This is a genomic window from Protofrankia sp. CiT1 (assembly GCF_917627335.1).
Taxonomy (GTDB): Bacteria; Actinomycetota; Actinomycetes; order Frankiales; family Frankiaceae; genus Protofrankia.
This window is the reverse complement of sequence record NZ_CAKJTP010000035.1, coordinates 10,693-36,788: the sequence shown is the minus strand read 5'-3', so window position 1 is coordinate 36,788 and position 26,096 is coordinate 10,693. Positions and strand designations below refer to the sequence as shown.

At 66.9% G+C, this 26,096-nt stretch carries 19 protein-coding genes; 2 read left to right on the top strand and 17 right to left on the bottom strand.

What is annotated here, in order from left to right:
- A partial coding sequence (locus MJ785_RS08635) for a PIG-L deacetylase family protein (RefSeq protein ID WP_239380355.1) occupies window positions 1–542 on the top strand: 542 nt, incomplete at its 5' end.
- Between the two features lie 52 nt (window positions 543–594).
- On the opposite strand, the gene MJ785_RS08630 is transcribed toward MJ785_RS08635, so the two are convergent.
- From MJ785_RS08630 to MJ785_RS08590, 9 genes are all read right to left on the bottom strand, one after another.
- Complete coding sequence (locus MJ785_RS08630; protein ID WP_239380352.1) at window positions 595–2,016, bottom strand: hypothetical protein; 1,422 nt, start codon at window positions 2,014–2,016, stop codon at window positions 595–597.
- A gap of 420 nt (window positions 2,017–2,436) precedes the next feature.
- Window positions 2,437–3,465, bottom strand: a complete 1,029-nt coding sequence (locus MJ785_RS08625) for an NAD(P)-dependent oxidoreductase (RefSeq protein ID WP_239310393.1) — start codon at window positions 3,463–3,465, stop codon at window positions 2,437–2,439.
- 5 nt (window positions 3,466–3,470) lie between these two features.
- Window positions 3,471–4,352: a glycosyltransferase family 2 protein gene (locus tag MJ785_RS08620; RefSeq protein WP_239372292.1), complete on the bottom strand. Its 882-nt coding sequence runs from the start codon at window positions 4,350–4,352 to the stop codon at window positions 3,471–3,473.
- A gap of 37 nt (window positions 4,353–4,389) precedes the next feature.
- Window positions 4,390–5,631: a nucleotide sugar dehydrogenase gene (locus MJ785_RS08615; RefSeq protein WP_239310391.1), complete on the bottom strand. Its 1,242-nt coding sequence runs from the start codon at window positions 5,629–5,631 to the stop codon at window positions 4,390–4,392.
- 100 nt (window positions 5,632–5,731) lie between these two features.
- Window positions 5,732–6,790 carry a glycosyltransferase gene (locus tag MJ785_RS08610; protein ID WP_239380350.1) on the bottom strand — a complete coding sequence of 353 codons (1,059 nt, stop codon included), beginning with the start codon at window positions 6,788–6,790 and terminating at the stop codon, window positions 5,732–5,734.
- Window positions 6,787–7,680: a WecB/TagA/CpsF family glycosyltransferase gene (locus tag MJ785_RS08605; protein WP_239310389.1), complete on the bottom strand. Its 894-nt coding sequence runs from the start codon at window positions 7,678–7,680 to the stop codon at window positions 6,787–6,789. Before MJ785_RS08605 ends, MJ785_RS08610 begins: the two co-directional genes overlap by 4 nt.
- A gap of 410 nt (window positions 7,681–8,090) precedes the next feature.
- On the bottom strand, window positions 8,091–9,530 hold the full coding sequence (locus tag MJ785_RS08600) for an O-antigen ligase (protein WP_239380349.1): 1,440 nt from the start codon (window positions 9,528–9,530) through the stop codon (window positions 8,091–8,093).
- Window positions 9,531–9,536: 6 nt separating this feature from the next.
- On the bottom strand, window positions 9,537–10,442 hold the full coding sequence (locus tag MJ785_RS08595; protein WP_239310925.1) for a hypothetical protein: 906 nt from the start codon (window positions 10,440–10,442) through the stop codon (window positions 9,537–9,539).
- 369 nt (window positions 10,443–10,811) lie between these two features.
- Entirely contained in the window at window positions 10,812–11,534 is a 723-nt protein-coding gene (locus MJ785_RS08590) for a DUF4082 domain-containing protein (protein WP_239380348.1), read from the bottom strand.
- Window positions 11,535–11,934: 400 nt separating this feature from the next.
- Between MJ785_RS08590 and MJ785_RS08585 the strand changes: the two genes are divergently transcribed.
- Window positions 11,935–13,608 (top strand): lipopolysaccharide biosynthesis protein, encoded by a 1,674-nt coding sequence (locus MJ785_RS08585; protein ID WP_239380347.1) that lies wholly within the window; start codon window positions 11,935–11,937, stop codon window positions 13,606–13,608.
- Here MJ785_RS08585 and MJ785_RS08580 read toward each other — a convergent pair.
- From MJ785_RS08580 to MJ785_RS08545, 8 genes are all read right to left on the bottom strand, one after another.
- Window positions 13,503–14,174 (bottom strand): acyltransferase, encoded by a 672-nt coding sequence (locus MJ785_RS08580; RefSeq protein WP_239310928.1) that lies wholly within the window; start codon window positions 14,172–14,174, stop codon window positions 13,503–13,505. The genes MJ785_RS08585 and MJ785_RS08580 overlap by 106 nt on opposite strands.
- Window positions 14,171–15,319, bottom strand: a complete 1,149-nt coding sequence (locus tag MJ785_RS08575; protein WP_239310929.1) for a DegT/DnrJ/EryC1/StrS aminotransferase family protein — start codon at window positions 15,317–15,319, stop codon at window positions 14,171–14,173. Before MJ785_RS08575 ends, MJ785_RS08580 begins: the two co-directional genes overlap by 4 nt.
- Window positions 15,316–16,659 (bottom strand): glycosyltransferase, encoded by a 1,344-nt coding sequence (locus MJ785_RS08570; RefSeq protein WP_239310930.1) that lies wholly within the window; start codon window positions 16,657–16,659, stop codon window positions 15,316–15,318. The genes MJ785_RS08575 and MJ785_RS08570 overlap by 4 nt, the downstream gene beginning before the upstream one ends.
- Window positions 16,656–17,855, bottom strand: a complete 1,200-nt coding sequence (locus MJ785_RS08565) for a DegT/DnrJ/EryC1/StrS aminotransferase family protein (protein ID WP_239310931.1) — start codon at window positions 17,853–17,855, stop codon at window positions 16,656–16,658. Before MJ785_RS08565 ends, MJ785_RS08570 begins: the two co-directional genes overlap by 4 nt.
- Window positions 17,852–19,075 (bottom strand): glycosyltransferase, encoded by a 1,224-nt coding sequence (locus MJ785_RS08560; protein ID WP_239310932.1) that lies wholly within the window; start codon window positions 19,073–19,075, stop codon window positions 17,852–17,854. The genes MJ785_RS08565 and MJ785_RS08560 overlap by 4 nt, the downstream gene beginning before the upstream one ends.
- Window positions 19,072–20,073, bottom strand: coding sequence for an SDR family NAD(P)-dependent oxidoreductase (locus tag MJ785_RS08555; RefSeq protein ID WP_239310933.1), 1,002 nt, complete (start codon window positions 20,071–20,073; stop codon window positions 19,072–19,074). Before MJ785_RS08555 ends, MJ785_RS08560 begins: the two co-directional genes overlap by 4 nt.
- The gene (locus MJ785_RS08550; RefSeq protein ID WP_239310934.1) at window positions 20,070–21,116 is read right to left on the bottom strand and encodes a Gfo/Idh/MocA family protein; all 1,047 of its coding nucleotides are present in this window, start codon (window positions 21,114–21,116) and stop codon (window positions 20,070–20,072) included. Before MJ785_RS08550 ends, MJ785_RS08555 begins: the two co-directional genes overlap by 4 nt.
- A gap of 88 nt (window positions 21,117–21,204) precedes the next feature.
- Complete coding sequence (locus tag MJ785_RS08545) at window positions 21,205–26,091, bottom strand: DUF4082 domain-containing protein (protein WP_239380346.1); 4,887 nt, start codon at window positions 26,089–26,091, stop codon at window positions 21,205–21,207.
- Window positions 26,092–26,096: the final 5 nt, after the last annotated feature.

Here is a 26,096-nt window from a genome sequence, read left to right as displayed (position 1 = left end):
TCCTCGCCCGGTACCCCACAGCGTCCGTGCACTGGGTCGTCTTCACCGGATCAGGCGAACGCGGCGCCGAAGCCGAGACGAGCGCCCGGAACCTGGGGGGCGGCTCGCTCGGCTCCCTGCATCTGCATGATGTCCGGGACGGCTTCCTCCCCCGGGAATGGGGCGGCGTCAAGGATGTGCTGCTCCAGATCGCGCGGCAGGTCCAGCCGGATGTGGTGTTCGCGCCGTCATTGACCGATGCGCATCAGGACCATCGAACTATCGGCGATCTTGCCTGGCAGGCGTTTCGCGGAGCGTTGATTCTCGGCTACGAGATCCCGAAGTGGGATGGCAACACGATGCGCCCCACGCTGTACGTACCGTTGTCGGCGAAAACCGTCGCGGCGAAGCTCGCCCACATCACCGAGCACTTCCCCAGCCAGAAGGCGAAGCCCTGGTTCGACGAGGAGACCTTCCGCTCGGTACTGCGGCTACGCGGAGTCGAGTGCGGCACTCGCTACGCTGAGGGTTTCGAGGCCCGAAAGGTCGTCGCACGATGGTGACCGCATAATGCTTGGATCATGGCCCCGTGCCAGCTCGCCAGCCCTTCGACAGTCAACGGGTCAGCACGGCCTGGCAGGGCAGGCTCGCCGACCATCCTGGCGGGCTGACACGGACCGTGACCGAGGCAGAGTCAGAGCCGGGCAGGGCGACCGCACAACGCGCTCGGCCGGTACTCAGCTCCTGGCTGAAGCGGGGGCCGGCACCACGCGCGTTGTCCATCCGGAACCCGCTTGCCATAGCGAGCAACAGCAGCAGCACGAAGGAGTACTGGCGCAGTCCAGCCTGCCGGGATGTGCCGGCAAGCAGGTCGCCACCATCGTCGGCAGCCGCGTCCACAACGACAGCGGCCGCCGACAGAAGCATCAGCGCCGGTGCGAGTGCGTAGCGCGGGGTTGCCGCACCGGCGAGCAGCACCGGCCCGGCATAAAACAGCACGCTCTGCCCCACCATGATCAAAGCCAGCCAGCTGGATGGCGCCCGCCGGCGCTTCCAGGCGAGGGCGACCAGCAGGCCAAGCACCATGAGCGCCAGCAGCATGAACAGCGCTGCCCGGGGGGATGTCACCGAACGGCCTGGCAACCTGTCCCCGAACAGCCCACCAGCCAGCACATTGTGCGCAAAGTAAACCGGGATCTTCAACGGGCTGAGCGCCAGCGGCGCGAACGCGCGGTCCGTGTGACCAGTCACCCGGGGAATCATCTGGATGACGGCTCCGGCCAGCAGCACGCCGCCAGGGCCCCAGCCGCGGACCCCGCGCAACAGCACTCCCCGTAGCACCGCAACCGGAGCGAGCAGAATCATGGTCGGGTCGGAGAGCACGGCAAGAGCCAGCACAAGTGCGGCGACCGCGCCAAAAACCCGCCTGCGCGGATTCCACAACAATGCCCACAAGCTCGCTGCCATCAACGGGAAGTGAAGGTTCGCGGCAACATTGTTGAGGACCTCGCCCTGGCCGATCGGCAGGACAACGAAGGAAGCGGCCAACACCAGCCGCACCGGACGGTGCCGCAGCGTGGCACCGCTTGCGACATAAACGAAGACAGCGGTGGCGGCAAGCAGCAGCGCCGAGAGGACCGCGAAACTCGCCGCCGCGTCCCGCACCGGCAACAAAGCCGTGAGCGCCGCGATCGTCCTCGGCACAACATGCAGATATCCGGCATATGTGGTGGTGAACGCGTCCAGCACGGACATACGCACGGACTGTTCCAGAAAGATGTGCCCGTCCTCGGCCCACATGGTGTCGAGCGCGCCGATCCCGCCTTGGCGGACGAGCGAGATCAGGGTGCCGACGGCCAGCGCCACCAGCGCGAGCAGCACCTTGCCAGGACGGATCGGCGATCCGGAGTCCAGCGGGAACAGGGATCGGAGGCGGTCCGACAGCTCGGCGCGGGCGGCGAGCCCACGCGGTCGCCGGTGCGTGACGCCGGCCCGGTCAGCGGCGACAGCGGTAGCGCCGGGGCTGTGTGGTGCCATCGTTGACCTCCAGGTGAAAGCGACCGGCAAGAGGGGACGCGGCGTCGCGGGGCTGGGGCACGCGGCTCGTGTCATCGCTCCCCGTGCATCGCCGCGCGTACCCGTGCATCGCGCGGCGATGCACGGGTACGCGCGGCTCTTCGGTCGTCGCCCACCACCTCCGGCGCATCCCTGGTGCTGGGCGTCGACCGACGACAACGACGACGCGAGGCGCCGCCCGGACGCCGCGAGCCGGACAGTCCTGTTGCCGGAGCCTCTAAGAGCGCCCGGCAATAGGGGTGTGGATCAAGGAGCGGGGCTGGGGTGCGTGCATCGCGAGGCGGAGGAGGGAGCCACCCTGGTGTTGGGTGGCGACTGACGACAACACGGCGAGGTGCGTGCCCCAGCCCCGCGACGCCGCGTCCCCTATTGCCGGTCGCTCTAAATCCGGCCGTCCGTGACCGCCTGCTTGATCCACGGGATGACCTCGTCCAGCATGACGTCAAGAGGCGTGTCCGCGGTGAAACCCAGGACGCGCTGGGCCTTGTCCACGTTCGGCACCCTCTTGGCCACGTCGTACTGGAAGGGGTCGTCACTGACGTACCGGAACTCCACGTCCGGGCCCTTGATCTTCTTCCAGATCAGCTCAGCCAGTTCAAGGACCGTGGTCGACCGCGCGGTGGAGAGGTTGAAGTCCTCGTTGAGAGCGTCCGGATGCTCCATCGCCGTCACGATCCCCGCGGCCAGATCCCCACCGTAGGTGTAGTGCCGCACCTGGCTGCCGTCACCGAGAATGTGCAGCGGGTCCTGGTCCTTGAGCACCTTCTGCACCAGGTCGGGCACCACATGGCTCATGGCCAGCTTCACGTTGCCGGACAGCACCTCGACCTCGCCGAGCGCTCGGCCCTCGCCAACACCGACACAGTTGAAAGGCCGTGCGATCGTGTAGGGCAGCGCGTACTGGTCCCAGGCCGCCCGGGCGAAGTACTCGACCGCGAGCTTCTGGAAGCCGTAGGACGAAAGCGGCGGCGCGACCTTGCGCTCGTCTCCTTCCACCGACGGCCAGCGGTCGGTCGACTCGAACACCATGGACGAGCTGAGGTACGTCACCTTCCGCAGCCGCCCGCCAGCGCGGAAGACCCGGATAGCGGCATCGCAGGACGAAGCAATGATGCGTTCGTTGGTGGCGAGGAGATCATATGCGTAGGTGTGGAAGTAGGAAATTCCACCGATCATGGCCGCACCGGCGATGAAATGGTCGCAGTCAACGAGTAGCTCGCTCAGCAGGTCGGTGTCCCGCGCGTCGCCCTCGATGAACCGGTAATTCGGATGATCATCATAGCTGCGAGCGACCGGCCCGTACTTCGAGAGGTTGTCCAGACCCACCACGTCGTATCCACGACCCAGGAGATCCTGCACGACATAACCACCGATAAAACCGGCCGAACCGGTCACCAGAACAGTTGCCATCTGTTTCATTCCTTACTATCTGTCAGGGCCTCCGCCGACATGGCGGAACCAGTCTTCGCGCCACCTTCGAGTGGAGCCTTACCAGCGTTCTCGGCCTTCGGGACACGCGGTCGGGGATAGCTTCCGTTTCGTGGGCCGGGACCGCCGGATCCCGCCGTGTGCCGTAAGGCCTGTAACTCGCCGACGGTCAACCGCCGACCGAAGGCGAAGCGGTACCACTGGAGGTACTCGGGCAGCCAGCGAGCAAGGTCAAAATTTGACTCGCCCAGCGCCCGGTCAAGCCATATCGTCGGGATCTCAGCGACGGGCAGGCCGAGACGACGGGCCTTGGCAGTCAGCTCAAGACCGATCTCAAAACCAGATCTGCTATCAATCCCCACATTACGGACGAAACTCGTCGAATACGCCTTGAAACTGTTCGTCGCGTCCCGGGTGCCGATACGCGTGAGCAGCGACAGGGACCTGCCGGCCGCGCGCGACAACACCCGTTTGACCAGGGGGCCACCCACCTGCTGGCCGCCGGGCATGTAACGGGATGCCGCGGCGACCACCACACCGCGGTCAACCAACCGCGCCAGCTCGTCGATCTGGCGCGGATCATCGCTGCCGTCCGCCATCGTCACCACGGTGACCGGTGCGACCGCGTGCTCTATACCGAAACGGATCGCGTTCGCCGGCCCCCGCCCGTAGGTGTTGCGGACCGGCCGCACCCGCGCGTCCTTCTCCGCGTAGGAGACCAGACTCGGCACCGTGCTGTCACCGTCGAAATCGTAGATAACCATGATCTCGCAAGGGAGAACCACGGATTCGAGCAACCGGTCGAGTACTGGGACGATAGCGTCGCCCTCGTTGTAGACCGGCATCACCACCGACACCCGCGGCGTCATCGGATATTCTCCGTACCGCCCGCGGCCGAGAAATAAATCATACCCGCACGCCCGCACCGAGCAAGTTCCAGATGTCGATCACTGGCTTTTCGGTCCGCAGCTCGGCGTAGTCCGGATGCGGCGCGGCTATGATGAGGAGGTCCGCCCGCTCGACCACAGTCTCCAACGGCAGCAGGCGGCCGTCGGTACTGACATACGGATCCGTGCAGAGCGTACCGGCCGCCGAGTAGTCGAGAATGCGGCGCAGCTTGTACGACAGGCTTGCCCGAGTGTCGTCGCTGCCGGCTTTGAAGGCCATCCCGAGTATGCCGACAACCATCCCGGCAAGGTCGAAACGTTCCTTCAGGCGGGAGACCAGGTAGAGCGGGAGGCCCTCGTTCACCAACATCGCGGCATGGCCGAGAGCGAACGTGTTGTTGGTTACGGCCGCCAGCTGCATCGTATCCTTGAACAGGCATGGGCCGGCGGCGAGGCCCGCGCCGGGCAGGTCCGCCGCCCGCGGATAGTTGTGGCCCAGCGCGTCGCGGATGCGCTCGAAGTCAAGATCGAGATCATTCGCAATCATGTAGAACTGGTTGGCGGTCGCGAACTTGATGTACCGCCACGTGTTGGTGAACAACTTCGCGAGTTCAGCCTCTTCAGGCTGAAGATCCACGATCTCGTTGGTCAGGGCGGCGAAGAGGGCGGTTGCCCGCGCCCTGGTGGCGTTGGAACGGGCGGCGACGATCTGCGGAAGCTCGAACAGCTCGGTCATGGCCCGGCCCTCGGCGATGCGTTCCGGGCAGAAGGCGACCTGGACGTCCCGACCGATCTCCGAGATGAGTTTCTCCACCAGCGCGGTCACGCCCGGATAGACGGTGCTGCGCAGGATCAGCAGCTGGCCGTCGACGAGACGGTCTGAGAACGTACGTATCGCCCTGGGCACCACCTGCGGGTCGGGGTTGAGATGCCCGTCCACCGGCGTACCCACAACGACCACCACGTGCTCGGCTTCGGAGATCACCGCCGGATCGGTCGTGGCGCGCAGCCGGCCCGCCGCCGTCATTTCGGCGAGCGGTTCGCCAGCGCCCGGCTCCCGGAAGGGAAGACGACCATCGTTGACGACTCTCACCGCCGCCGCGTCGATGTCATACAGGAGGACCCGCCGGCCGCGCGAAGCCAGCGCGACACCCAGCGGAAGCCCTACGTGGCCGCAGCCCCCCACGATGACCACGTCCGTTGGGAACGACGTCACCGCGGGTCGAACGGTGTCCGTGTCGGTATCCCGGTTCTGTGTCACTGTCTCCCCCAAGAGCTCTTCAGCGTAAGCCCGTCGCAGAGTTGCGGCGGTTCCCCAGCGCGGACCGGCCAGGCCACGACTTCCCGTACCGTAGATATGATCATGAATCGACCATCGACGGATCACTCGATACGACAGAAGCCTCGATCAACGAGGCCACCGGCGGAAAGCCGACCCCGGGGTTAATGGACAGCAGCAGTCGTAGTGCCCGTCCGTGGGCCGGCGAACGGCGGGCGCGCAGAGCCGCGTTGAGTACCAGCAGCCAGCGCATCGCGTGCGCGGCAACCAGACCTCGGCGATGCAGTTGCAGCCGTACTCTGTTCATCTGGCCCAAGGCCCACAACTGCGGCGTTGCGTGCCGTTCGTCACCGAGCTGGACAGCGCCCGCCGATGGTACATAGCGAAGCAGGAAGCCATGGTCACGAGCGCGGAGAATGAACTCGGCCTCCTCCGAAGGAAGGAAAAAGGACTCGTCCCACGGGCCCACCGCATCCAGGCACTCTTTGGAGATCAACATTGCGGCACCGGACGCCCAGTCCGCGACCTGGGGTGCGGCGTACAGGCGATCATCCATGATGATCTCGCCTAATGTCGCCATCCGCCCGGACCGGTCACTGCCAAGCAGCGCTTCGCCCAGCGCCCGGAGCACTGTGGGTTCACGGCGCAGTGAGTGGCGCACCTGGCCACGCGCATCGCGCAGGCTCGGTACGCAGATGCCGGTGTCAAAGGGCCGCAGGGCCGCCCACAGCGCCTGGACGCTGCCGCGGTCCAGCCGCACGTCGGGATTGATCACCAAAACCGCGCGCCGCGGTGTCAACGCAGCCAGGCCAGCGTTGACACCCGCCGCGTATCCACTGTTGGCGTCGGTCGCCAACAGCAGCACGTCAGGACTGGCCTTGGCCGCCAGCAGCGCCGTGTCATCAACCGAGGCGTTGTCGACGACCACGGCCCGCCAGGAGAGCTCGCCCTCGAAGGCCGCTGGCAGTGCGGCCAGGCAGTCCACGATGACATCAGCGTTGTTGCGGGTGACGACAACCACCGTCACATCCGGCGCATCCGGCGCATCCGGCCGCTCCGCATCCGCCGGCCAGGCAGCCACGGCGGACGACGCCGCGACCGGCCGCTCGGCGGAGCTGGCCGGCTGGAGATCCGCGGTCACCGTGGCCCCCGCGCCGACGGGACCAACCCGGCGTCGGTGGCCGGCTGCTGATGGTGAACACCCCACGATCCGGCTGGAAGCGGATACGTTCCAGCGAGGACGCGCCGGCTCAGCCGAAGCTGGGCGGGTGGCTGTCTGCTCACCAGCGTCCGCCAGATGAACAGTGGATTGCCGACCAGATACCGGCGCCACATCCGGCGTGGCTCGACACTGAGACGCCACACCCATTCCAGCCGATTTTTGATCATCCAATCCGGGGCACGCGGAACCCGGCCAGCCGTGAAGTCGAGGAACGCGCCGACGCCGACGCCGAGCCGTACGCCCGTGGCCTCCAGATAGCGGTCCAGCCAGAGCTCCTGCAACGGGTTGCCAAGCGCGGTCACCAGCAGATCCGCTCGCGCCGCCCTGATTTCCTCAACGACGGAATCCGGGTCGTCCGCCCAGCCGTAGCCGTCCCGTACACCGGCGATGCACAGCCCCGGAATCCGCGCCCGCAGCGCCTCGGCGGCCTGGCTGGCCACAGCGTCGCGACCGCCGAACAGGAAGACCCGATACCCCTGTTCGGCGGCAAGGGCGAGTAACACCGGAGTGAAATCCGTACCGTTGAGATTCGCGGCAAAACGCAGGCCTCGCATCCTGGCCGCGACCGCGACGCCGATACCGTCCGGCAGCACCAGGTGCGCCCGCTGCAACGCGGCCCGATAAGCGACATCGGTGTAGGCAAGATTGAGCGAGTGCGCGTTGACATAGGCCACAAGGGCGGGCCGGGGATCTTCCATCGCGGTCCGGACCGCGATACGCGCGTCCGCGACCGTGAGGCATACCAGAGGGATGCCCTGCAGCTCGATGGACGGAAGGGATGCGCTTTCCTCGGTTACTCCGCGCAGCATCCCTCGAACGAAGCGGCTGCGGGTTGAGGGCAAGCAGGCTGAGGGTAACCCAGAATCCGCGTCGGCGTTTACCGACAGCTCACTCTCGCCACCCACGGCTACACCAACGACAGCACAATCCCTAGACGACTGAGCCCCCGTCATCCATCCCCCCAGGTATGGCATAGTCCGGTCTACTCAATCAAGCCTAGCAGATTCGGCTAGCGCCAGTATCACCGATGACGGCCCCGGAGCACAGTCATGGACAACCCCTCGTCATGGAATCAGAAAACCACCGTCGGAGCCACGGGAGCCCGTTAGGAGCGACAGCCGAGGGCGACGAGTGCGAGCCTCTCCACAAATACAGGAAAAGGCCTGGTGAGAGCCTCATCAAGCCCTGCTGGGGATAACGGCACGGCCCACCGTATCGATCAATGGGCCGCACCAATCATCTGGTCAGCCAAAGGCTGCGCGGCCGGAAGCGCGGCCGGTGCGGGTGCGGGTGCGGGTGCGGGTGCGGCGGACGCATGAAACTTATGATCATTTTTTTCGATACGATCATCAGGCTGGCCCGACAGCCGCCACATCGCTCCGGCAAGCCCCAGCAGTAAAAAGAGCAGACCGCCACACATCGGGAAGCTGAGCGCGTCAAAAGTCGCGAAGCTGACCATTGCCGCCCCGATGCCCGCCGCGATTGCCTGAGCAAGATCCTTATAAATTGGATCTTCGTTACGTCGCCGGGCGCCCCGAGCCGTGAAGATCCCGACCAGGAAGACCAGCAACAGGAGAACCAACCCGATCAGACCGGCATCCACGATGGTCATCAGATACTGGTTGTCCAGGAACCTGTACAGGCTCGGGATGAACGTTCGAAAACCCCGCCCGAACAGTGGATGCACGGCAATGTACTTCGCGGCCGCGGCATAGTCCTCGGTACGCCCTTTGGTACTCGGGTCGTTGCTGATACCGGTGAACAGGCTCGTGATCGTACCGAGCAGCCCGGGAATCGCTACTCTCATGCCGACAAGAAACAGGGGCATCACCTTGAAGGTGGCGAGCCGCCGACGGCGGTCCCAGCTCGGGATGATGAACACGGCGACCACCGCGATGGCAAGAATTGCCGAGCGTGACACCGACATGGGCAGGGCCACACCGATGCTGGCCGCCGCGAGCCAGCGTCGCACCTTCAGCTTCGCCGGCGCGGCGAACGCACGGCTTATCGCGAGGGGCAGCAGCATCGCCAGTACAACGCCAAACTCGATCGGATGGCTCGCGGTACCGGTGATCCGGCGGAATATCGACCGGGCGGAGATGAGATCGAGGGTACCGTTCACCCGCAGGCCCGGAATGTGGATGTAACCGGCGATGTTGAGCCCGATCGAGAACTGCAGGATGCCGAGAACCGCGAGAAAGACACCCATCGCCACGAGGCGGCCGATCAGAACATCCAGCCGGCGCCACGACCGGACGCCGTCCGCCGTTATCAGGGCCACGCCGGCCCAGGTCACCAGGAGCAGCAAACCACGGTCAGCGGCGCGCAGCTCCTCGGGAACGATATCCGCGCGCAGCGCGCCGGCCGCATAGCTGCCCAGCACCATCGTAGCCAGAAAAACCATTGCTATACGGATGGGCTGCGGGCCTGTCGCCGCACCGCCGAACGGCAGCATGACCACGAGAATCCACCATAACAGGCAGAGCATCCCCAACAGGTTGGCTGGCGTGCCGGCGGCGCCGAGAGGGCCAAAAATCAGCTGTGACGGGATACCGAGAAGAAGCAGCACGTAAAGAGACAGCAAAGAGGTGACGTCTACACGCGAAAGGTAACGCCGAGCCAGCGCGAAACGAGCGATACCGACGGGCAGGCCGAGCATCGAGGGCTACTTGTCGGAACGTCGGCGTAGGCCTACCAGAACCATCGTTGTCTCACGGGCGTCCGGTTGCTTCAGCCGCCCCTCCTCCTCCTCGCTGTCACGGTCACCGTCCCACTCCAGCTTCTCCAGGCCCTGGGAATCGGTGTCGTCGTCGCTGCCGTCGCCCTCCAGATCATCGACGTCCTGCTTCTCCGTGGGCGTCGCGGAGCTGCGGGAAGCGCCTCCCGACCGGACCGCCTCCTTCGAGCGCCCCCCGCCCCGAGCCTCGCTGGCGCGCCGGCCGCGGACGGCCGCGGCCAAGGCGGCCCGCCGGCCGGTAAAAGCCCCTTCAGCGACGAAGCAGGCCGTGACCGAAAGGATGAGACCGAGGGCGGCCACACCGAGCAGCGCCCGGATCTGGCTCCCGTGAAGCACATCGGGCTCGCCCGGAGAAATAAGCTGACTGGCCCGGATCATCGAGTTCTTCGGGACATTCTGCATGACCTGCAGCTTTTCGAGCTCGCTCTCGGCCGTTTTCACCAGTACCGAGGCGGTGTTGCTCGCGGTGGCCGCTGAAGTGTCCGTCGCGGCGATCTCAAGCACCGGGGAACCGTCGGAGACCAACGCGATCGTGTACGCCGACGTCGCATGCGCGGCCTTGAGTTCCTGCCGGACCGCCTCGGTAGCCATGATCCGGGTCAGAACGTCCGCGGTGTTACCGAGCGGCAGGGACAGATACGGATTTCGGCTCGCGGCGGTGCTGGTGGTACCGGGGTCCGACGTCGGCGGCAGTACCACCACGGCTGCGTTGGCTTGGAATGTTGGACCGATGGTGGTGTGTACACCCACCCCAGCCAGGCCGGTGAGAACAATCCCGATGAACAGGATATACCAACGACGGACAAGAACCGCGATGAAATCCGAAAAATACACTCGTGCCCCTTGCCCCCCAGCGCGGGTCAGCATTGCGCCGACACCGGATCAGATCCAAGATACACGGCCGTCATCAGAGCGAGAAGAGTGCCGGGACTCCTCCTGGCCATGTAACACAAGCGCCAACGGGCCAACAAGTTACCAAGCCAGCCCCGCCGGCACAACTACATAATCTCATGCGGGTGAACACCAGGTGATGGGAAGAGAGCACCACCTGAACCCTGAGGCCGACCGCCGTACACGTCGATCCCACTTGCGGTTGCCGGTCAACCCATCTCCACCTGCCATCCGCTTGATGGACCCGATGATCTAAAACGGCGGGACGCTCTTTGCACAACAACCGAGTGCGCCACTAACAGTAACCATACACTATGAGACTGGAGTCATAGAAGGGGCCACCGGATCGCCCGAAGATCCTGACGCCGGCCGGAACAGCACATCGGTCCAGTAGTTGGAGTCACGGTAGGTAGCGTCAGGAAAGCCGCCGCCGTAGTGGTACACCCCGCTGGTCGCCCCAGCGGCGCGCAACGGCCCGTTGGCCGACACGGCCTGATCAAAAAACTCAGGGGTCGCCGAATAATGCCCCGTCGGCGCGAAATACGAGGCCGTGTAGGTCGTGGCGGCCTGGACCGGCACCGGCTTGGCCAGCATCACCACCTGCCAGCCGGTGTCGCTTTCGCCGACGGCCGTGGCGGTCGCCAGCCGGTCACCGGCGTCGGACCACAGGCTGACCGTATGTTCGCCGATATTGTCAGGGCCCTTGTAAAAGCGTATTCCAAGGATGTCACCTGGGGTGTCGACACGGAACCGGATCCCGACCTCAACCGCGGCGGGGTCCGGATCGGCCTCAGGCACGGGTTTCGCATCATTACTCCAGAGTGAGATCAGCTGCGAGTCCCCCCGCGGGGGCAGGCTTGGCGGCAGCCTCGGATTGCCGCCGGTGGAATCGCCGCACCCGGCGACCGCGAACCCCATCGCGCCCACGAGCAGGACCGTCGCGAGACAAGGCGAGAAGCGGTAGCACCTGCGATCGCCGCTGGGCGGCGCGGGCGTCCGGGCCGCCACCGACACGGCAAGCTTATACTCGCGCACCCTTCGGTCCACCGGACGCCGCGGCCGGCCAGACCCGTGCACGGATGGGCCGCTGGCCCCGCACGCCGGACGCATGGAGGTCGTCATACAGACATATCCTTTGGTCGGAACACCGATTCAATTGATCGCCGCCTGGCGACGCGATCGATGCCAAGTGAACACGCCGCATGTACCCGGAAACAGCACGTTCACCTAAAGTGATACATCTCTTACTTTAAGTAAAGTACCCCGAAGACGCGGCCCGTGCGCACTCCGGAAGGAACGAAGAGGCCACACCGCGTTGTCATTATGTTGTTTCCAGATGACATTATCGAGGACCGGCATAGATCATAGCAGGGCCATGCTTCGATAAGCAGCGCATGGCCGCGACATCACCTGGCCAGTCGCAGATGGGGGAACCATGCCGAACATGCCGGCAAGCGCGTCAACACCGGGGATGCCGTCCCCACGGACTCCACCCGAGCCGGCTCCGGGGCCGGCTGGCGGCGCCCAGGAGAACGGCGTCACAGACAGCGACACCAGGAACGACGGCGGCGGAACAGGGCTCGGCGGGGCGGTACGGCGCGGCCTCGGCTTCAGCCTCCTGAACAACGCGCTCAGCCGGCTGGGCACCGTGGTCACCGGGATCGTGCTCGCCCGGCTGCTCAGCCCGTCGGACTACGGGGACTTCGCGGTCGCGCTGGTCGTCCTCAACGCCCTGTTGTCCATCAACGAACTGGGTGTCTCGCTCGCGATCGTGCGCTGGCCGGGGGAGCCACGGCTGATCGCCCCAACCGTCCAGACGCTGTCGACCGGCTTCAGCATCGGGCTTTACCTGCTTACTCTGGTGCTGGCACCGACCATCGCAGACCTGCTCGGCTCACCCGCGGCGACCGGTCTGGTCCGAGTGCTGGCCCTGAGCATGATTGTCGACGGGGTGGCATCCGTACCCGCCGCCCTGCTCACCCGCGCGTTCCAGCAGGGCCGGCGCATGATTGCCGACCTCGCCGCGCTCGCTGTCAACACAGGTGTCACGATCGGTCTTGCCGCCCTCGGGCACGGTGCCTGGAGCCTGGTCATCGGCTATCTGGCCGGTAACCTCACCACCTCAATAATGATCTTTGCCTTCGCCGGCGCGCGGATCAGGTTCGGCTTCGACCGGCACCAGGTACGTGGCCTGCTGGACTTCGGCCTGCCGCTGGCCGGGTCGAGCCTGCTGGTCTTCGGAGTGCTCAACATCCACTACGTGGTCGTCGGTGCTGTCCTGGGCCCGGTGGCCCTTGGCTTCTACATGCTCGCGTTCAACCTTTCCAGCTGGCCGGTGAACATGTTCTCGCTAGCCGTGCGGAGAGTGGCTATGCCGGCGTTCGCTCGGTTGTCCACCGACCGCAAGGCGCTCACCGACGCGTTCGCCCGCTCGATCGCGCTGCTGATGGCCGCGACGCTGCCGGTCTGCGCGATCATCGCGGTGCTCGCCGGACCCCTCATCCACATCGTCTACGGCCCGAAATGGGATGCCGCAGCCGACGCCCTGCGGTGGCTGGCGGTCCTCGGGGCGTGCCGGGTCGCGGCTGAACTCGCCTATGACCTGCTGGTGGGCGCGGGCCGTTCGCGCGCGGTCTTCGCCGTCCAGGGCAGCTGGCTGGCGGCGCTCGCCCCGGCCCTGTTCATCGGGGCGCGGGCAGGCGGGATCGGTGGCCTTGCGTTCGCCCAGGCCGCGGTGGCGGTGGTCGTGGTAGGCCCGGCGTTCATATTCGCCATCGCCAGGGCGGACGTAGGGCCCATCGCCGCGCTGCGGTACTGCGGCCGCCCTGTTGTCGCGACCACGGTCCTTGTCCTGGTCATGGTGGGGCTCGGCACGGTGGTACGCGGGGACCTCGCCCGGCTGCTGCTGCTCCCCCCCGCCGGGCTGGCCGCGTGCGCCGTGCCCCTGTTCCCGCTGCGGCGGCTGGTACGGCCAGGGCCGCACCAGCCGTCGCGGGACACTTCCTACGGCGTCGAAACGGCTGAAGCGGCCGAAGCGGCCGAAACAGCCGCAACGGACGCCGAGGGCACGGCCTCGCACAGCCCGTCGGTACCGGTCGCCGGCCGGTAGGCCTTCAGACAAGCCACGCAGCGCAGATCGGGATCAAGCCTGTCCCCGCAGGAACAGACCCAGCCCAGATTCCGTCCAGGATTGCCCGCGACCAGCGCGTACGCGGGCACATCCCGAATGACGACCGCGCCAGCGGCCACAAACGCGTACACACCCACGGTCACTCCGGCGACAATCGTCGCGTTGGCACCGATCGTCGCGCCACGGCGGATGAGCGTCGGAGCCAGCGCGTCCCGCGTCTTCTTCACCTCGGCACGCGGCCGGAAGTCGTTGGTGAAGACCATGTTCGGGCCCAGGAAGACATCGTCCTCCACGGTCACCTTGTCCCACACGAGCACCGCGTTCTTCACCGTCACCCGGTCACCGATCCGGGCGCCGGACTCGACGAAAACATGATCACAAATGTTGCAGCCCGCACCGATCACGGCACCGGGCAGCACGTGCGCGAACGCCCAGACCCGGGTCCCCGGGCCCACGTCGTCGCTCTCACACAGACCATGGGAATGGACGAACACGGCATCGTCGGAGGGCCTGGAAGCCTCCCGAGGCTTGGAGAACTCCGTCATGGCAGCGCCCGCCGGAGCTCATCGGCGACCCGCCGCTGCTGCTCAGGGGTGATATGCGGATACAACGGCAAGGAGAGGATCTCTCCAGCGGCCTTCTCCGCGACGGGGAAGTCACCGGCAGCGTGGCCAAGCCCCGCGAAGGCCGGCTGCAGATGCAACGGCACCGGGTAGTGGATCCCGGCTCCCACACCCTGTTCGTGCAACCGGGCCAGTACCGCGTCCCGGTCGGGAATCCGCACCACGTAAAGGTGCCAGACATGGATGTTGCCCGGCAGCGTTGCCGGTAGCCGGACCCGGGGGTCGTCGCCCAACAACTCGTCATAACGGACCGCCGCGGCCGCTCGCGCCTCGTTCCACCGGGCCAGCCTGGTCAGCTTGGCCCGCAGCACAACGGCCTGCAGGGTATCGAGGCGCGAGTTGAAGCCCAACGACTCGTGCACGTACTTGCGTTCGCTGCCGTGCGCGCCCAACAGACGCACCTTGCGCGCGAGCTCGGCATCATTGGTCAGCACGGCACCCGCGTCACCGGCGGCACCGAGGTTCTTCCCCGGGTAGAAACTGGTGGCCGCCAGCAGACCGAGCCCGCCAGCGGCCTGTCCGTCGCGGACAGCGCCCTGTGCCTGCGCGGCGTCCTCAAGGACGATCGTGTCGGCGCGGCAGGCGGCCGCGATCCGCTCGACCGGCGCGGCCTGCCCGTACAGATGGACCGGGATCACCGCGCGAGTACGTTCGGTCAACGCCGCGCCCACCGCGTCCGGATCCAGCAGCAGATGCTCGTCGTCGACGTCGGCGAACACCGGCAGCGCGCCCGCGCGCAGCACCGCCTCGGCGGTGGCCACGAAGGTGTTCACCGGCAGGATGACCTCGTCAGCACCGACATTGTCACCGGTAGCGGCTCGGGTGCCAGTGCCAGTGCCGGCACCGACGCCGGCCGCGCGCAGCGCCAGCTCGATAGCGTCGGTGCCGTTGCCCACACCCACGCAGTACCCGACACCACAGAAGTCGGCGTACTCGCGTTCGAAGGCGGCAACCTGCTTCCCACCGACAAACGCGGTGGTCGCGAGCACCTCGTCGAACCCGGCCCGCACCTCCTCGGCGATCTCGGCCTGTGCAGCCGCCAGATCCACCAACGGAATCGTGGTCACCGCGACGTCCCTTCCATGGGGTAAGACGGCAGCTTCGCGAAGCCCGGAGCCACCGGATCTGAAGATGACTGACTGGAAGCGACCGCCCGGGCCGGGGGATTATCCGGCTGGACACGACGGGCGTTGAAGTCGTCCAACGCCGCCTGTCCACGCAGCTGGTCGTAGTGTCGCCGCACCTCGTGGGCGAACAGGCCCGCCGCGCTCACTCCGAGAGTACGCACCTCAGGCCGGCCCACGCCGGCCTGGAGCGTCCGGGCGTAGAGCGCCTCCTGGACACGAGCCGCGCGCTCCAGCGAGAAACGCCGCGTCACCAGATCGCGACCATAGTCGCCCAGCTGGCGGCGGCGATCCGCGTCCGTAAGCAGTGGCTTAAGAATCTTGGTCAGTCGACGCGCACCACTGATCCGGTCGCCCTCGCCAATGCCGTACCAGCCCTGCCAGAGGAACGCATCGACGCTTTCGGGAGCCAGCAGCTCGAAGAAGCCGCCCTCACCCTGGACGATCAACGGCTTCGCAAAAGCCGCGGCCCGCAGTGCCGACCCGCCCATACCGATCGAGATGTCGGCAAGGGCGTACGCGGGCCGCGGATCGGTGAGCTCGCCGGTGAACACGACCACCTTGCCGCCCCGGACGGCGCCGATCCGCGCGGCATGCGCGGCAAGCTGCTCCCGCGCGGGGCCGTCACCCACCACCACCAGCCGCACCGGCAGGTCCACCGCCAGCCGGGCAACAGCGTCGACCGCGGCCAGAAGCCCTTCCAGCTTCAGCTCGGTGGCGAGCCGCGACACCACAACCACATGAAGATCGGCCGGATTCAGGTCGAAACGGGTTCGCAGCTGGGTGAGCGCGGCATCGCCAACCGCGTCCGGGGCGTTGGCACGCACGTCGACCGGTGGCTCGATGAGGTCGACCGGACCGCGCCGCACCGCTCTGGCGGACTCGCCGATCAGCTCCGTGCCGACCACCAGGGGCATGGTGGCCGGCAGGAACGGCGCAACCGCCATGGACATCACCGTGGCGAAGGCCGGCACACCCAGCCTCGTCCGCGGCCCGACGAAGGCCTCCAACGCCGGCGGCCACTCGTAGCCGTGCACCAGCTCGATCCGCCGTTCGCGCACCACCCGGCACAGTGCGCTCATCACCCGGGGCGACGGCCGCCGCCCCGGCTTCGGCGACGCGACGTAGTCAAGCCCGAGCGCACGCACCGTTTCGACAAGCGGGCCGGGCACCCCGAAGACGGTCACGTCATGGCCCAGATCCCGTACGGCCCCCGCCAGCTCCACCGCGTTGAGCTGGCTTCCCCCGATCTCCATCAGGTGGGGATAAACCAAGATCCTCACGAGCTGTGCACACCCTGTCCGACAACGCCATCCACGACATGCGCGCCGCCGATGCCACCGATGCCACCGGTGATGGCGTCCAGCAGCGCGTCCACCACCTGATCATGCTGTTGCTCGGTCATCGTGTGGAACAGGGGCAGGATCAGCGACTGCTCGGTCAGCCATTCGGTGACAGGAAGATCATCACGTCGCTGCCCGCCATAGGCGGGCTCCAGATGGGAGGCCATGATGCCGCGTCTGGCCGAGATGCCGCGCTCGGCCAGGAGAGCGAGCAGCTCGTTGCGGCCCACCCCCGAGGTCGGCGGTGGGACCACCCAGAAGCTCTGGTAGTTGGTCATCCCCCCTGGCGGATCGCCGACGGTCACCAAACCTGGAACCACCGCGAGCAACCGCTGGTAGCGCTCAGCGAGGATGCGGCGACGTTCGACCATCGCGTCGAGCTTTGCCAGCTGGACCAGCCCGACCGCGGCCTGGATGTCGGTCATCCGGTAGTTGAAACCGGTCTCGCCATAGCTTTCCAGCACCGGCTGCCGGCTGCGGTGCCGCTCGGCCGCGCTCACGTTCATCCCGTGTTCGCGCAGCCGCCGCGCACGTGCGGCCCAGGCGGGATCGGTCGTGGTGAGCATCCCCCCCTCACCGGTGGTGAGCAGCTTGCGCGGATGGAACGACCATGCCGCAAGCGGCGCGCCCGCGCCGACCCACCGGCCGTTCATCGTCGAGCCGGCGGCGCAGGCCGCATCCTCGACCACGGCGACACCGCGCGGCCCGCACAGCCGCGATACCCCCTCAACATCCGCGGGTACCCCGCCCTGATGAACAACGATCACCGCGCGGGTGCGGTCAGTGAGAACGGGAGCCACCGTGTCCGCCGTGATGTTCCCGGTCGACGCCTCGACATCGGCGAACACCGGCGTGCCGCCGACATAACGGACGGCGTTCGCCGTGGCGATGAACGACAGGGACGGCACCACCACCTCGTCACCCGGGCCGATATCCAGCAGCACCAACGCGAGATGCAGCGCGGTCGTGCAGGACGACACCGCGACCGCCTCGCCACCGCCGAGCCTGTCCGCGAAGGCGCGTTCGAACTCGGCGACCCGCGGCCCCTGGGCAACCCATCCGGACCGGACCGCGTCCGCCGCGGCCTGTGCCTCCTGCTCACCCAGCCAGGGCGTCATCACCGGGATAGGGCTCATCGATCGGCCGCCTTCACCGTGGTGAGCGCCGTGACACTCGCACGATCACCGGCGGGCCCGGCGGGCAGGCCGCACAGCTCGGCCAGCTCAGCCGTGCGGGCCGCCCAGTCATGGCGGCCGGCGAACGTACGCCTGTCAGCCGCGAGGCTGTCGGTACGGAGCACATCCAGCGCCGCCGCGGTCTGGGCGGCAAAGCGCTGCGGGCTCGCGCCAATGCTGATCAGGTCAGTGTCCAGCCAGCGGCTGGCGGGCAGGTCGGTACTTACCGCGCCCCGGCCCGCGGCCAGGTACTCAAGGGTCTTGAGCGGAAAACTGGCCTGGTTGAAGGCGGAATCGGTGTACGGGGTGAGCCCCACATCAATCATGCGCAGGTACGACGGCAGGTCCGCGAACGCCTTCGGGCCCACCCACTCCACGTTGGGCCGTGACAGCAGCGCGTCCAGACGCTTGATCTCGAATGTCGCCTGCCGCGGCCCGACGAGGAGGACGGAGATACCCCGATCGGCCACCGCCTCCAGATGCGTCAGATCGATGCGGTCGGACAGGTGCCCGACAAAACCCGCGATCGGGGACGGCAGATGCACGTCCTCCGGCAGTGGCGCGTTGTCACAGCCGGCGAAGTGGCCGGCGTCGACACCGTTGGGCACCAGCACCGGCTCGGTGCCCATGGCCCGCCACCGGTCCACCAGCACCGGGGAGACTCCCACGACCACGTGTGCCTTGGTGAGCTGGCGCCGCTCGGCCTGTTCCAGCCACGGCCTGGACACGCCCATCAGCTCGGCACCCGCGACGAAGTCGTCGGTGCCGTAGAAGACCCGGCGGGCCCCGGGCGCGACATCGAGCAGGTCGGCAAGGGAGTCCACGATGACCGCGCGAACGGTCGCACCGATACGCCGCAAAGCCCGCCGGACGGCGTCACGGGCGGCCAGCCTCGCCGCCTCCCGCATGACCGGACGGCTCACCCCGGGCGGGGTGACGGGCGTCAGCCGGATGATCCCCGGCTGGACCACGCGCAGCCGGGGACGACGCAGGGCAGCGGCGGTGTTGCGGTCCTTCAGCGGCGTCAGGTAGGAGATCGGCGGGTCGACCCACAGCACCGGGAGCTGGCGCGACAGGTGCAGCGCAACATGGCGCATCGGGAACCAGATCCCGTCCCAGGACGTACCGGAACTGCACACCACGAGCTCGCGGGGCCGCGTGAGCGCGGGCAGCGAGCTCATGAGCCGAGCTCCGGCCGCGCCTCGCGCCACCATGCGACCAGCTGCCGCAGGCCTTCCGTGAGGCCGACCTCGGCCTTGAAACCCAGCCGGGACGCGGCGGCCGAGGTGTCCGCGAGGCGGCGGGCCACCGGGTTCACCCGGCGCGCGGGCCCGTGCTCCAGACCGAGATGACCGGCGCCCATCACCGCGGCCAGGGCCTCGGCAAGTTCACGCAACGACGTCTCGACACCGGACGCGACGTTGAAGACCTCGTCGGTGATGTCCGCCTGCGCCGCCATCAGGTTGGCCCGAGCGATGTCCGTGGTGAATACGAAGTCCATGGTCTGCGTGCCGTCGCCCAGGATGAGCGGCGGCTGGCCAGCGGCGATCCGCTCCATCCAGCGCACCAGGACTTCGGTGTACACACCGTGCACGTCCATCCGCGGTCCGTACACATTGAAGTAGCGCAGCGCCACGTAATCAAGGCCATACATGGCGTAGAAGCTACGGAGAAGACCTTCGTTGAAGACCTTCGCCGCGCCGTAGATCGTGTCGTTGTGGTACGGATGATGATCTTCGGATGTGGGGAACACCGCCGCCTGGCCGTACACGGATGCCGACGACGAGGCCACTACCTTGCGCACACCGCTGGCGACCGCGGCCTCCAGGACGTCGAAGGTCCCGTCGACAAGCACCTCGAGCGCCAGCCGGGGCTCCTCGGCGCACTGGGTGATCCGGATCGCGGCCAAGTGGAACACGATGTCGGTTCCGGGCATCAGCTCCGCCAGTAACGCGCGGTCGCGGATGTCGCCGGTGACCAGACGCACCCGCCCGGACCTCAGGGCGGTGGCCAGGTTGGCCTCGCGGCCACGGGTCAGGTTGTCCAGCACCACGACCTCGGCCGCGCCGGCCTCGACAAGCTGGTCACACACGGTCGAGCCGATCGTTCCGGCACCACCGGTGACCAGGCAGCGAGTGCCGGCGAGGGCAACGGCGGCGCTCCGCGGAGCCGTGGTCATCGGGCGACCTCCAGCAGCGGGACGCGGGCGCCGCCGGAACGCAGGCTGCGCGAAGCGGCCTCAAGCATTCCCAGGACCCGCAGGCCAGCGCGGCCATCGGTCGCGGACGGGCTCCCGCTTTCGATCGCCGTCGCCCACTGGGTCATCACCGTACTCAGCGCTTCCCGTTCGGCCAGCGCGGGGGCGACCATGTCGCCACTGCGATAGGAGATCATCATGTTCCGCCTGCTCTCACTTTCCAGCACGTTGGCTTCCGCGAGATCGACCCCGCGGTCATAGATCGACAGACGCTGCGCGGGGTCCAGGTCGTTCCAGACGAGGGTCCGCCGCGAACCACCGACGATCACCGTTCGAACCTTGATCGGCGATAGCCAGTTCACATGGGTGTGGGCGATCGCGCCGTTGGACAGCGCCATCGACAGGTAGCCGACGCAGGCCCTGCCCGCGCCGATCGGGTCGGCACCGGTGGCCGTCACGGCTTCGGGCGTCACTCCATCGGGCAGAATGAAGTCGAAGATTGACAGGTCGTGCGGAGCAAGATCCCAGATCACGTCGACGTCACGTTGGACGAGACCGAGATTGACCCGCACCGAGTCGACGTACTGGATCTCGCCGAGGGCGCCGGCCCGGACCAGTTCGCGGATCTTCATAACCGCCGGCGTGTAGCAGTAGGTGTGGTCGCACATAAGAACGAGGCCACGGGACTCCGCCGCGTCGACCAGCTTGCGGCCTTCCGCCACCGACGAGGCGAGCGGCTTTTCGACGAGCACGTGCTTGCCCGCGTCCAGCGCCCTCAATGCGACATCCACATGTGTGGCAGCCGGCGTGGCAATGGCCACCGCGCCCACCTGCGGATCATCAAGAATGTCATCAAGCCGGTCCGTGGCCCGAACATCGCCGTACGAACCGGCGACCGCACGGGCGCGGTCGCTGTCAATATCGCACAGCCACCTGAGCCGGAACTCCGAGCTTCCCCGGAGGTTTCGGACGAGGTTGGGACCCCAGTACCCCGCACCGACAACGGCCGCACCGATCAAGGACAACGCTTTCCCCCAAAAAGACGGTACGAGTTCGCCGGGCACGCGAGCGTGCCCGGCGAACTCCACGGCAAATCACCGCACGACGACAGGACTACGAAGTCGGGTCAAACACTACGTCAACCCAGTAGTTGGCGGCATTATACGTGGTTGTTGGAAACGCCGAGGTGGCCGAGTAGATATACAGGCCGTTACCACCGGACGAAGGGCTGGACGGCGCGGTGAGCGGACCACTCACCAGCCCGGATGACAGGAAGTAGCCACCATTGACGGAATAGTGGCCGACGCTGGTGTGGTAGGAGACCACGTAGGTACTACCTGCGGTAACAGCAACCGGCGTCGAGAAACGAACCTCCTGCCATCCGGTAGTCGACTCACCGGTAAACGTAGCGGTGGCCAGCGCCGTGCCGGAGCCGCTCCACAGCGTGCCCGTGTGCGTACCGGTGTTGGCTGCTGACTTGTAGAAACGAACGCCGAGAATCCGGCCATTCACGGAGGGTATGAACTGCACCCCCAGCTCAGCCGCGTTGGTGTCGCCCGCGTCGACAGATCCCGGCACTGTCGAATCACTCCAAAGTGAGAACGGTCCGGTCGGACTTGATGCACTGGCTGTGGTGAACGTCCAGCTGGTGGACGACATCGTATTCCCAGCCGCATCTTTGGCACCACTGACGGTGACAGTGTACTGAGTGCTCGGCGTCAGGGCCGCGGCGGGGGTGAAGGTCTCCGTGAACGCGGCGGCGTCATAGGCGGCCGAGCCGCTGACCGGGCCACCCCCACCGGACAGGGTCATGGTGACCGTCGAAGGGACGACCGCCTCCGTGAAGGCCGCCTGAGGCGCCACGTCCACCGGGACCGACGACGCACCACCCAAGGGCGACCGTACCGCTACCGCCGGTGGTGTATTATCGGGCGGCGCGGTCGTGGTGAACACCACGTCCACCCAGTAGTGGGCACCGGCGAAACTGTGGTCAGGGAATCCACCAGCGCCGTACAGGTACAGTCCGTTGCCGCCCGCGGTAGCGCTGTCCGGTGCATGAAGTGGTGCATTGTTGACGGTGGTGTTCAGCACGCCGGCGCTGGCCGAGTAATGGCCGTTCGGCGCGTGGTAAGAGGCAACATAGGTGGCGCCGGCGGTGATCGCGACCGGCGCGGAAAGGCTCACCTGCTGCCATCCGGACGCGGTCTCACCCGTGAAGGTCGCGGTCGCGAGCGCGGTGCCGTTATTCGTCCACAGCGTGCCCACATGCGTGCCGGTGTTCGCCGCGCTCTTGTAGAAGCGCAGCCCGGTCACCCAGCCGCTGGTATCCGCGCTGAAGCGCACGCCGAGCTCGACTCCCTGGGTGTCGCCGGAATCCAGCGTCGCGGGGACGGAAGTCGTGTCAAAAATCGAACACGGGCACCGGCCCGCGGTGGTGAAGGACCAGGATACGGGCGCCATCATATTGCCGGTCGGGTCGGTCGCCCCGGATACCGATACGGTGTAGACGTGACCGGTCGCCAGCGTCGCGGTCGGCGTGAGTGTCGCTGTCCTGCTCGGCCCGTCGTAGGCCACCGTCGACGCGATGACGCTGTTGTCCTGGGTGTCAGTCAGCCGCATCGTGATGCTCGACGGCGTGACGCGCTCACTGAAGATCGCCTTTATCGCCGCGGTGACCGGGACGCTGTTCGCGCCCGCGCCCGGGGCCATACTGGTGATCGTCGGCGGGGTCACGTCCGGTGGTAGCGACAGGACCACGTCAACCCAGTAGTTCGTGGTCGACGGCTGCGTCGGGAACGCATGGTTGCCGTAGACATAGACACCGTTCGGCCCGTCCTGCCCGCTGGCGAGCGCGTGCAACGGCGGGTTGTCGACCCCGGCTGAGGCGAACTGGTTGAGCGTGGTCGAGTAGCGGCCAGTGGTGGTGTGGTAGGAGGCGATGTAGGTGGTGTCCTTGACAATGGACACGGGAGTGGCGAACGTCAGCGTCTGCCAGCCCGTGCTGCTCTCCCCGCTGAACGTACCGGTAGCCAGCTGGGTACCAGTGGACGACCACAGCGTCCCGGTGTGGGTGCCGGTATTCGCCGGCCCCTTGTAGAACCGGATACCGGTGATCTTTCCATCCTCGTCGGAGCGGAACTTGACCCCGAGCTCGACCGCGCCGGTGTCAGCTTCGGTGATATTCGCCGGAGTCGCGGAGTCGGGCCATATACCGCACGGGCACAGGCCGTCCGCCGGTGGCTGCTGCGTGGTGGTGAAGGTCCACGTCACCGGAGCGGCAAGCAGGTTGCCCGCGATGTCACGCACACCGCTGACGGTCGCCGTGTAAGTCGTACCGGTAGCCAGCGCCGCGGTCGGTGTGAATGTCGCGGTCCTGGTCGCCGCGTCGTACCCGACGCCACCCGCCACGTTCTGCCCACCCGCGCCGACGGTGAAGGTGATTGTCCCCGGCTGCACGGCCTCGTTGAAGACCGCCGTCGGGGTCACCGCCGTCGACACGCTGGACGACGAGGGCAGCGGTGTCTGGCTCGTCACCGCCGGCGGGGTGACGTCAGGTGGCGCGACATCGGAGAACACCGGGTCCACCCAGTAGTTGGTGGATCCGTAGGTGCTGGTCGGGAACCCGGTGCCGCCCGCGCGGTAAACCCCGTTGGGAGCGCTCCCGGAGTCCTTGGCCGCGTGCAGCGGCACGGCGTCAGCCGCGCTCACCTCGAAGAAGCCCGCGTCCGCCGCGTAGTGCCCGGCCGGCGCCCAGTAGGAGGCGACATAGGCGGTGTTCCTGGTTATCTGCACCGGCTGCGCGAAGGTGACCTGCTGCCAGCCGGACGCACTCTCCCCGGTGAAGGTGGCGGTGGCCAGCTGGGTGCCGGTGGCCGACCACAGCGTGCCGGTGTGCGTACCGGTGTTTCCGCTGCCCTTGTAGAAACGGACTCCGGTGACCCAGCCGTCGACGTCAGCGGTGAAGCGGACGCCCAGTTCCAGCGCGGTCGTGTCGGTGACCGCCGGCGTCTTCGGGGTCACGGCGGAACCGAAAACCATGCACGGGCAGCTGACATTGACCGATACGGTCACCGGCGCCGAGATGTTGGCACTGTCGTCAGACGCACGGGCCTTGATAGTGAGCGCCCCGAGGCCGTGGACCGTCCCGGTGTAGGTCCAGCTCTCACGCCCGGTCGCCGGATGCCAGGTGGCGCCGCCGTCGATGGAGACCTCCACACCACCGACGGCTCCGCCACCGGCGTCGGCAGCGGTACCGGTCACGGTCAGTTGGCTGCCATTGGTGACGGCTGTTGCGGCGGCCGGCGAGGTGATGGCCACCGACGGTGCCGTGTGGTCCGTCGACGCGGTGGCCGTGACCAGCCCTGGCATCAGCGTTGCCGGCTGCGCGCCCATGTCCGCCAGCAGGTTCACCGTCGCCTGCTGCATGTTGGCGTCAACCGCCGTTGCCGTGCCGTCGTGCACGGCGTCCAGGCCCCAGGTGAACTGGATGGTGCCCGCGCCGAACACCAGCGCGCCGCTCGCGGCACGGTAGAGCGTCATGTGGTGCGTGGTCGTACCGGCCGCGACCGTGGTCCCGTAGTCCTGAAGGTACTGGCTGACAGCGCCGGTGGTCGTCGACAGCTGTACGAGGCCGGCCGGGCGGAAGCCGTTGTCGAGATCCTCATCGGACTCGTACCCGATCGAGTGCTGGGAGAGAGCCGCCGACGTCCCGGGCGCCAGGCTGGCGACAGCGGTGTTGCGCCAAAAGCGCATCTTGCCGTCCGCGGCCGGGACCATCATGGTGAGGTCGTCACTGTTGACCATGTAAGCGGTACCGGTCAGCGAGTTCTCCGGACGGCCGCCGTCGGCTGGCGGGCTCTTGCGTGGGTCACGCCAGGTGCCGGTCCATGTCGGCGGGTCCTGCGGGTCGACCACGTCGAGGTAGGTCTCCTTGTAGGTGACCATGGTTCGGTACGGGGTGTCGGACCCCTCGGTGCTCGGCTCCCAGCGGGTCTTCCAGTAGACCTCGTTGCCGCTGAAGAAGGCCAGGTTGACACCGGCGTCCCGGGCCGCCTCGACATTCGCCCGCTGCGGGCCCGACCAGTACTCGTCGTGGCCGACCGAAAGGAACGTCCGGTGGTTGGTCAGCAGGCTGCCGTAACGATCGGTGTCGACACCGCTGGCGTACGAGACATCGTAACCATTGCGCTCAAGAAAACGAATCATCGGGTACTCGTTGGCGAAGACGAAGTCACGGCCGTCCGGAACGTCACCACGAGTTGTGAACGGACGGTTGTAACTGACCTTGTAGGCGCGTCCGATCGGCCCCGGGTACAGGCTCGCCCCGCCAAAGGAGTTGTACGCCTGCCAACTGGTGTCGGAGGTCTGGTACAGCACGTCCGAGTGGCTTGCATCGTTGCGCACGACGAAGACGATGTGGTTGTCCGCGCCCGTGTCGGTACGGACCAGCTTGGCCACGTAGACGCCGGAGACCGCGCTGCTCGGCACCGCCCAGGCCGCGGACTCCGCCCAGTTGCCGCAATCGGTGAGGTTGGTGGCGGTGTAGAAGAGGCAGGCAGGCTGGTTCTGCACGCCAGAGTGGTTGACGGTGGCCATCTTCCTGGCTCCGTCACCGCCGTACCAGCCGAGCCGATAGATATCGAGCCGATAGGCGCTGGCACTGGTCTTGATCTTAAAGTGCACCGTGCCACCGGCATTGACACTGATATCGGTGCTGAATCCCTGGATGGTGTCGTCGCCGGTGCCGGCGAGGTCCCATTCGGACTGCGGCGAACCGGTCCGGGTGTTCTCACAGGCGATCGGGTTGACGACTGGCGGACCACATGGGTCGGCCGCGCGCGCACGAGAGGCAAGCGGTACGGAAAGGGCTATCAGAATCCCGACCGTTACCGACAGGACAATCCATCGTGAAGCGAGCGGCGAGACGAGACACGAATACGCCCTTGTTCTGCTTGCGGCCAGCGCCGAGGACAGCTTTTTTCCGCTGTTTGAAATTCTCACCTGCA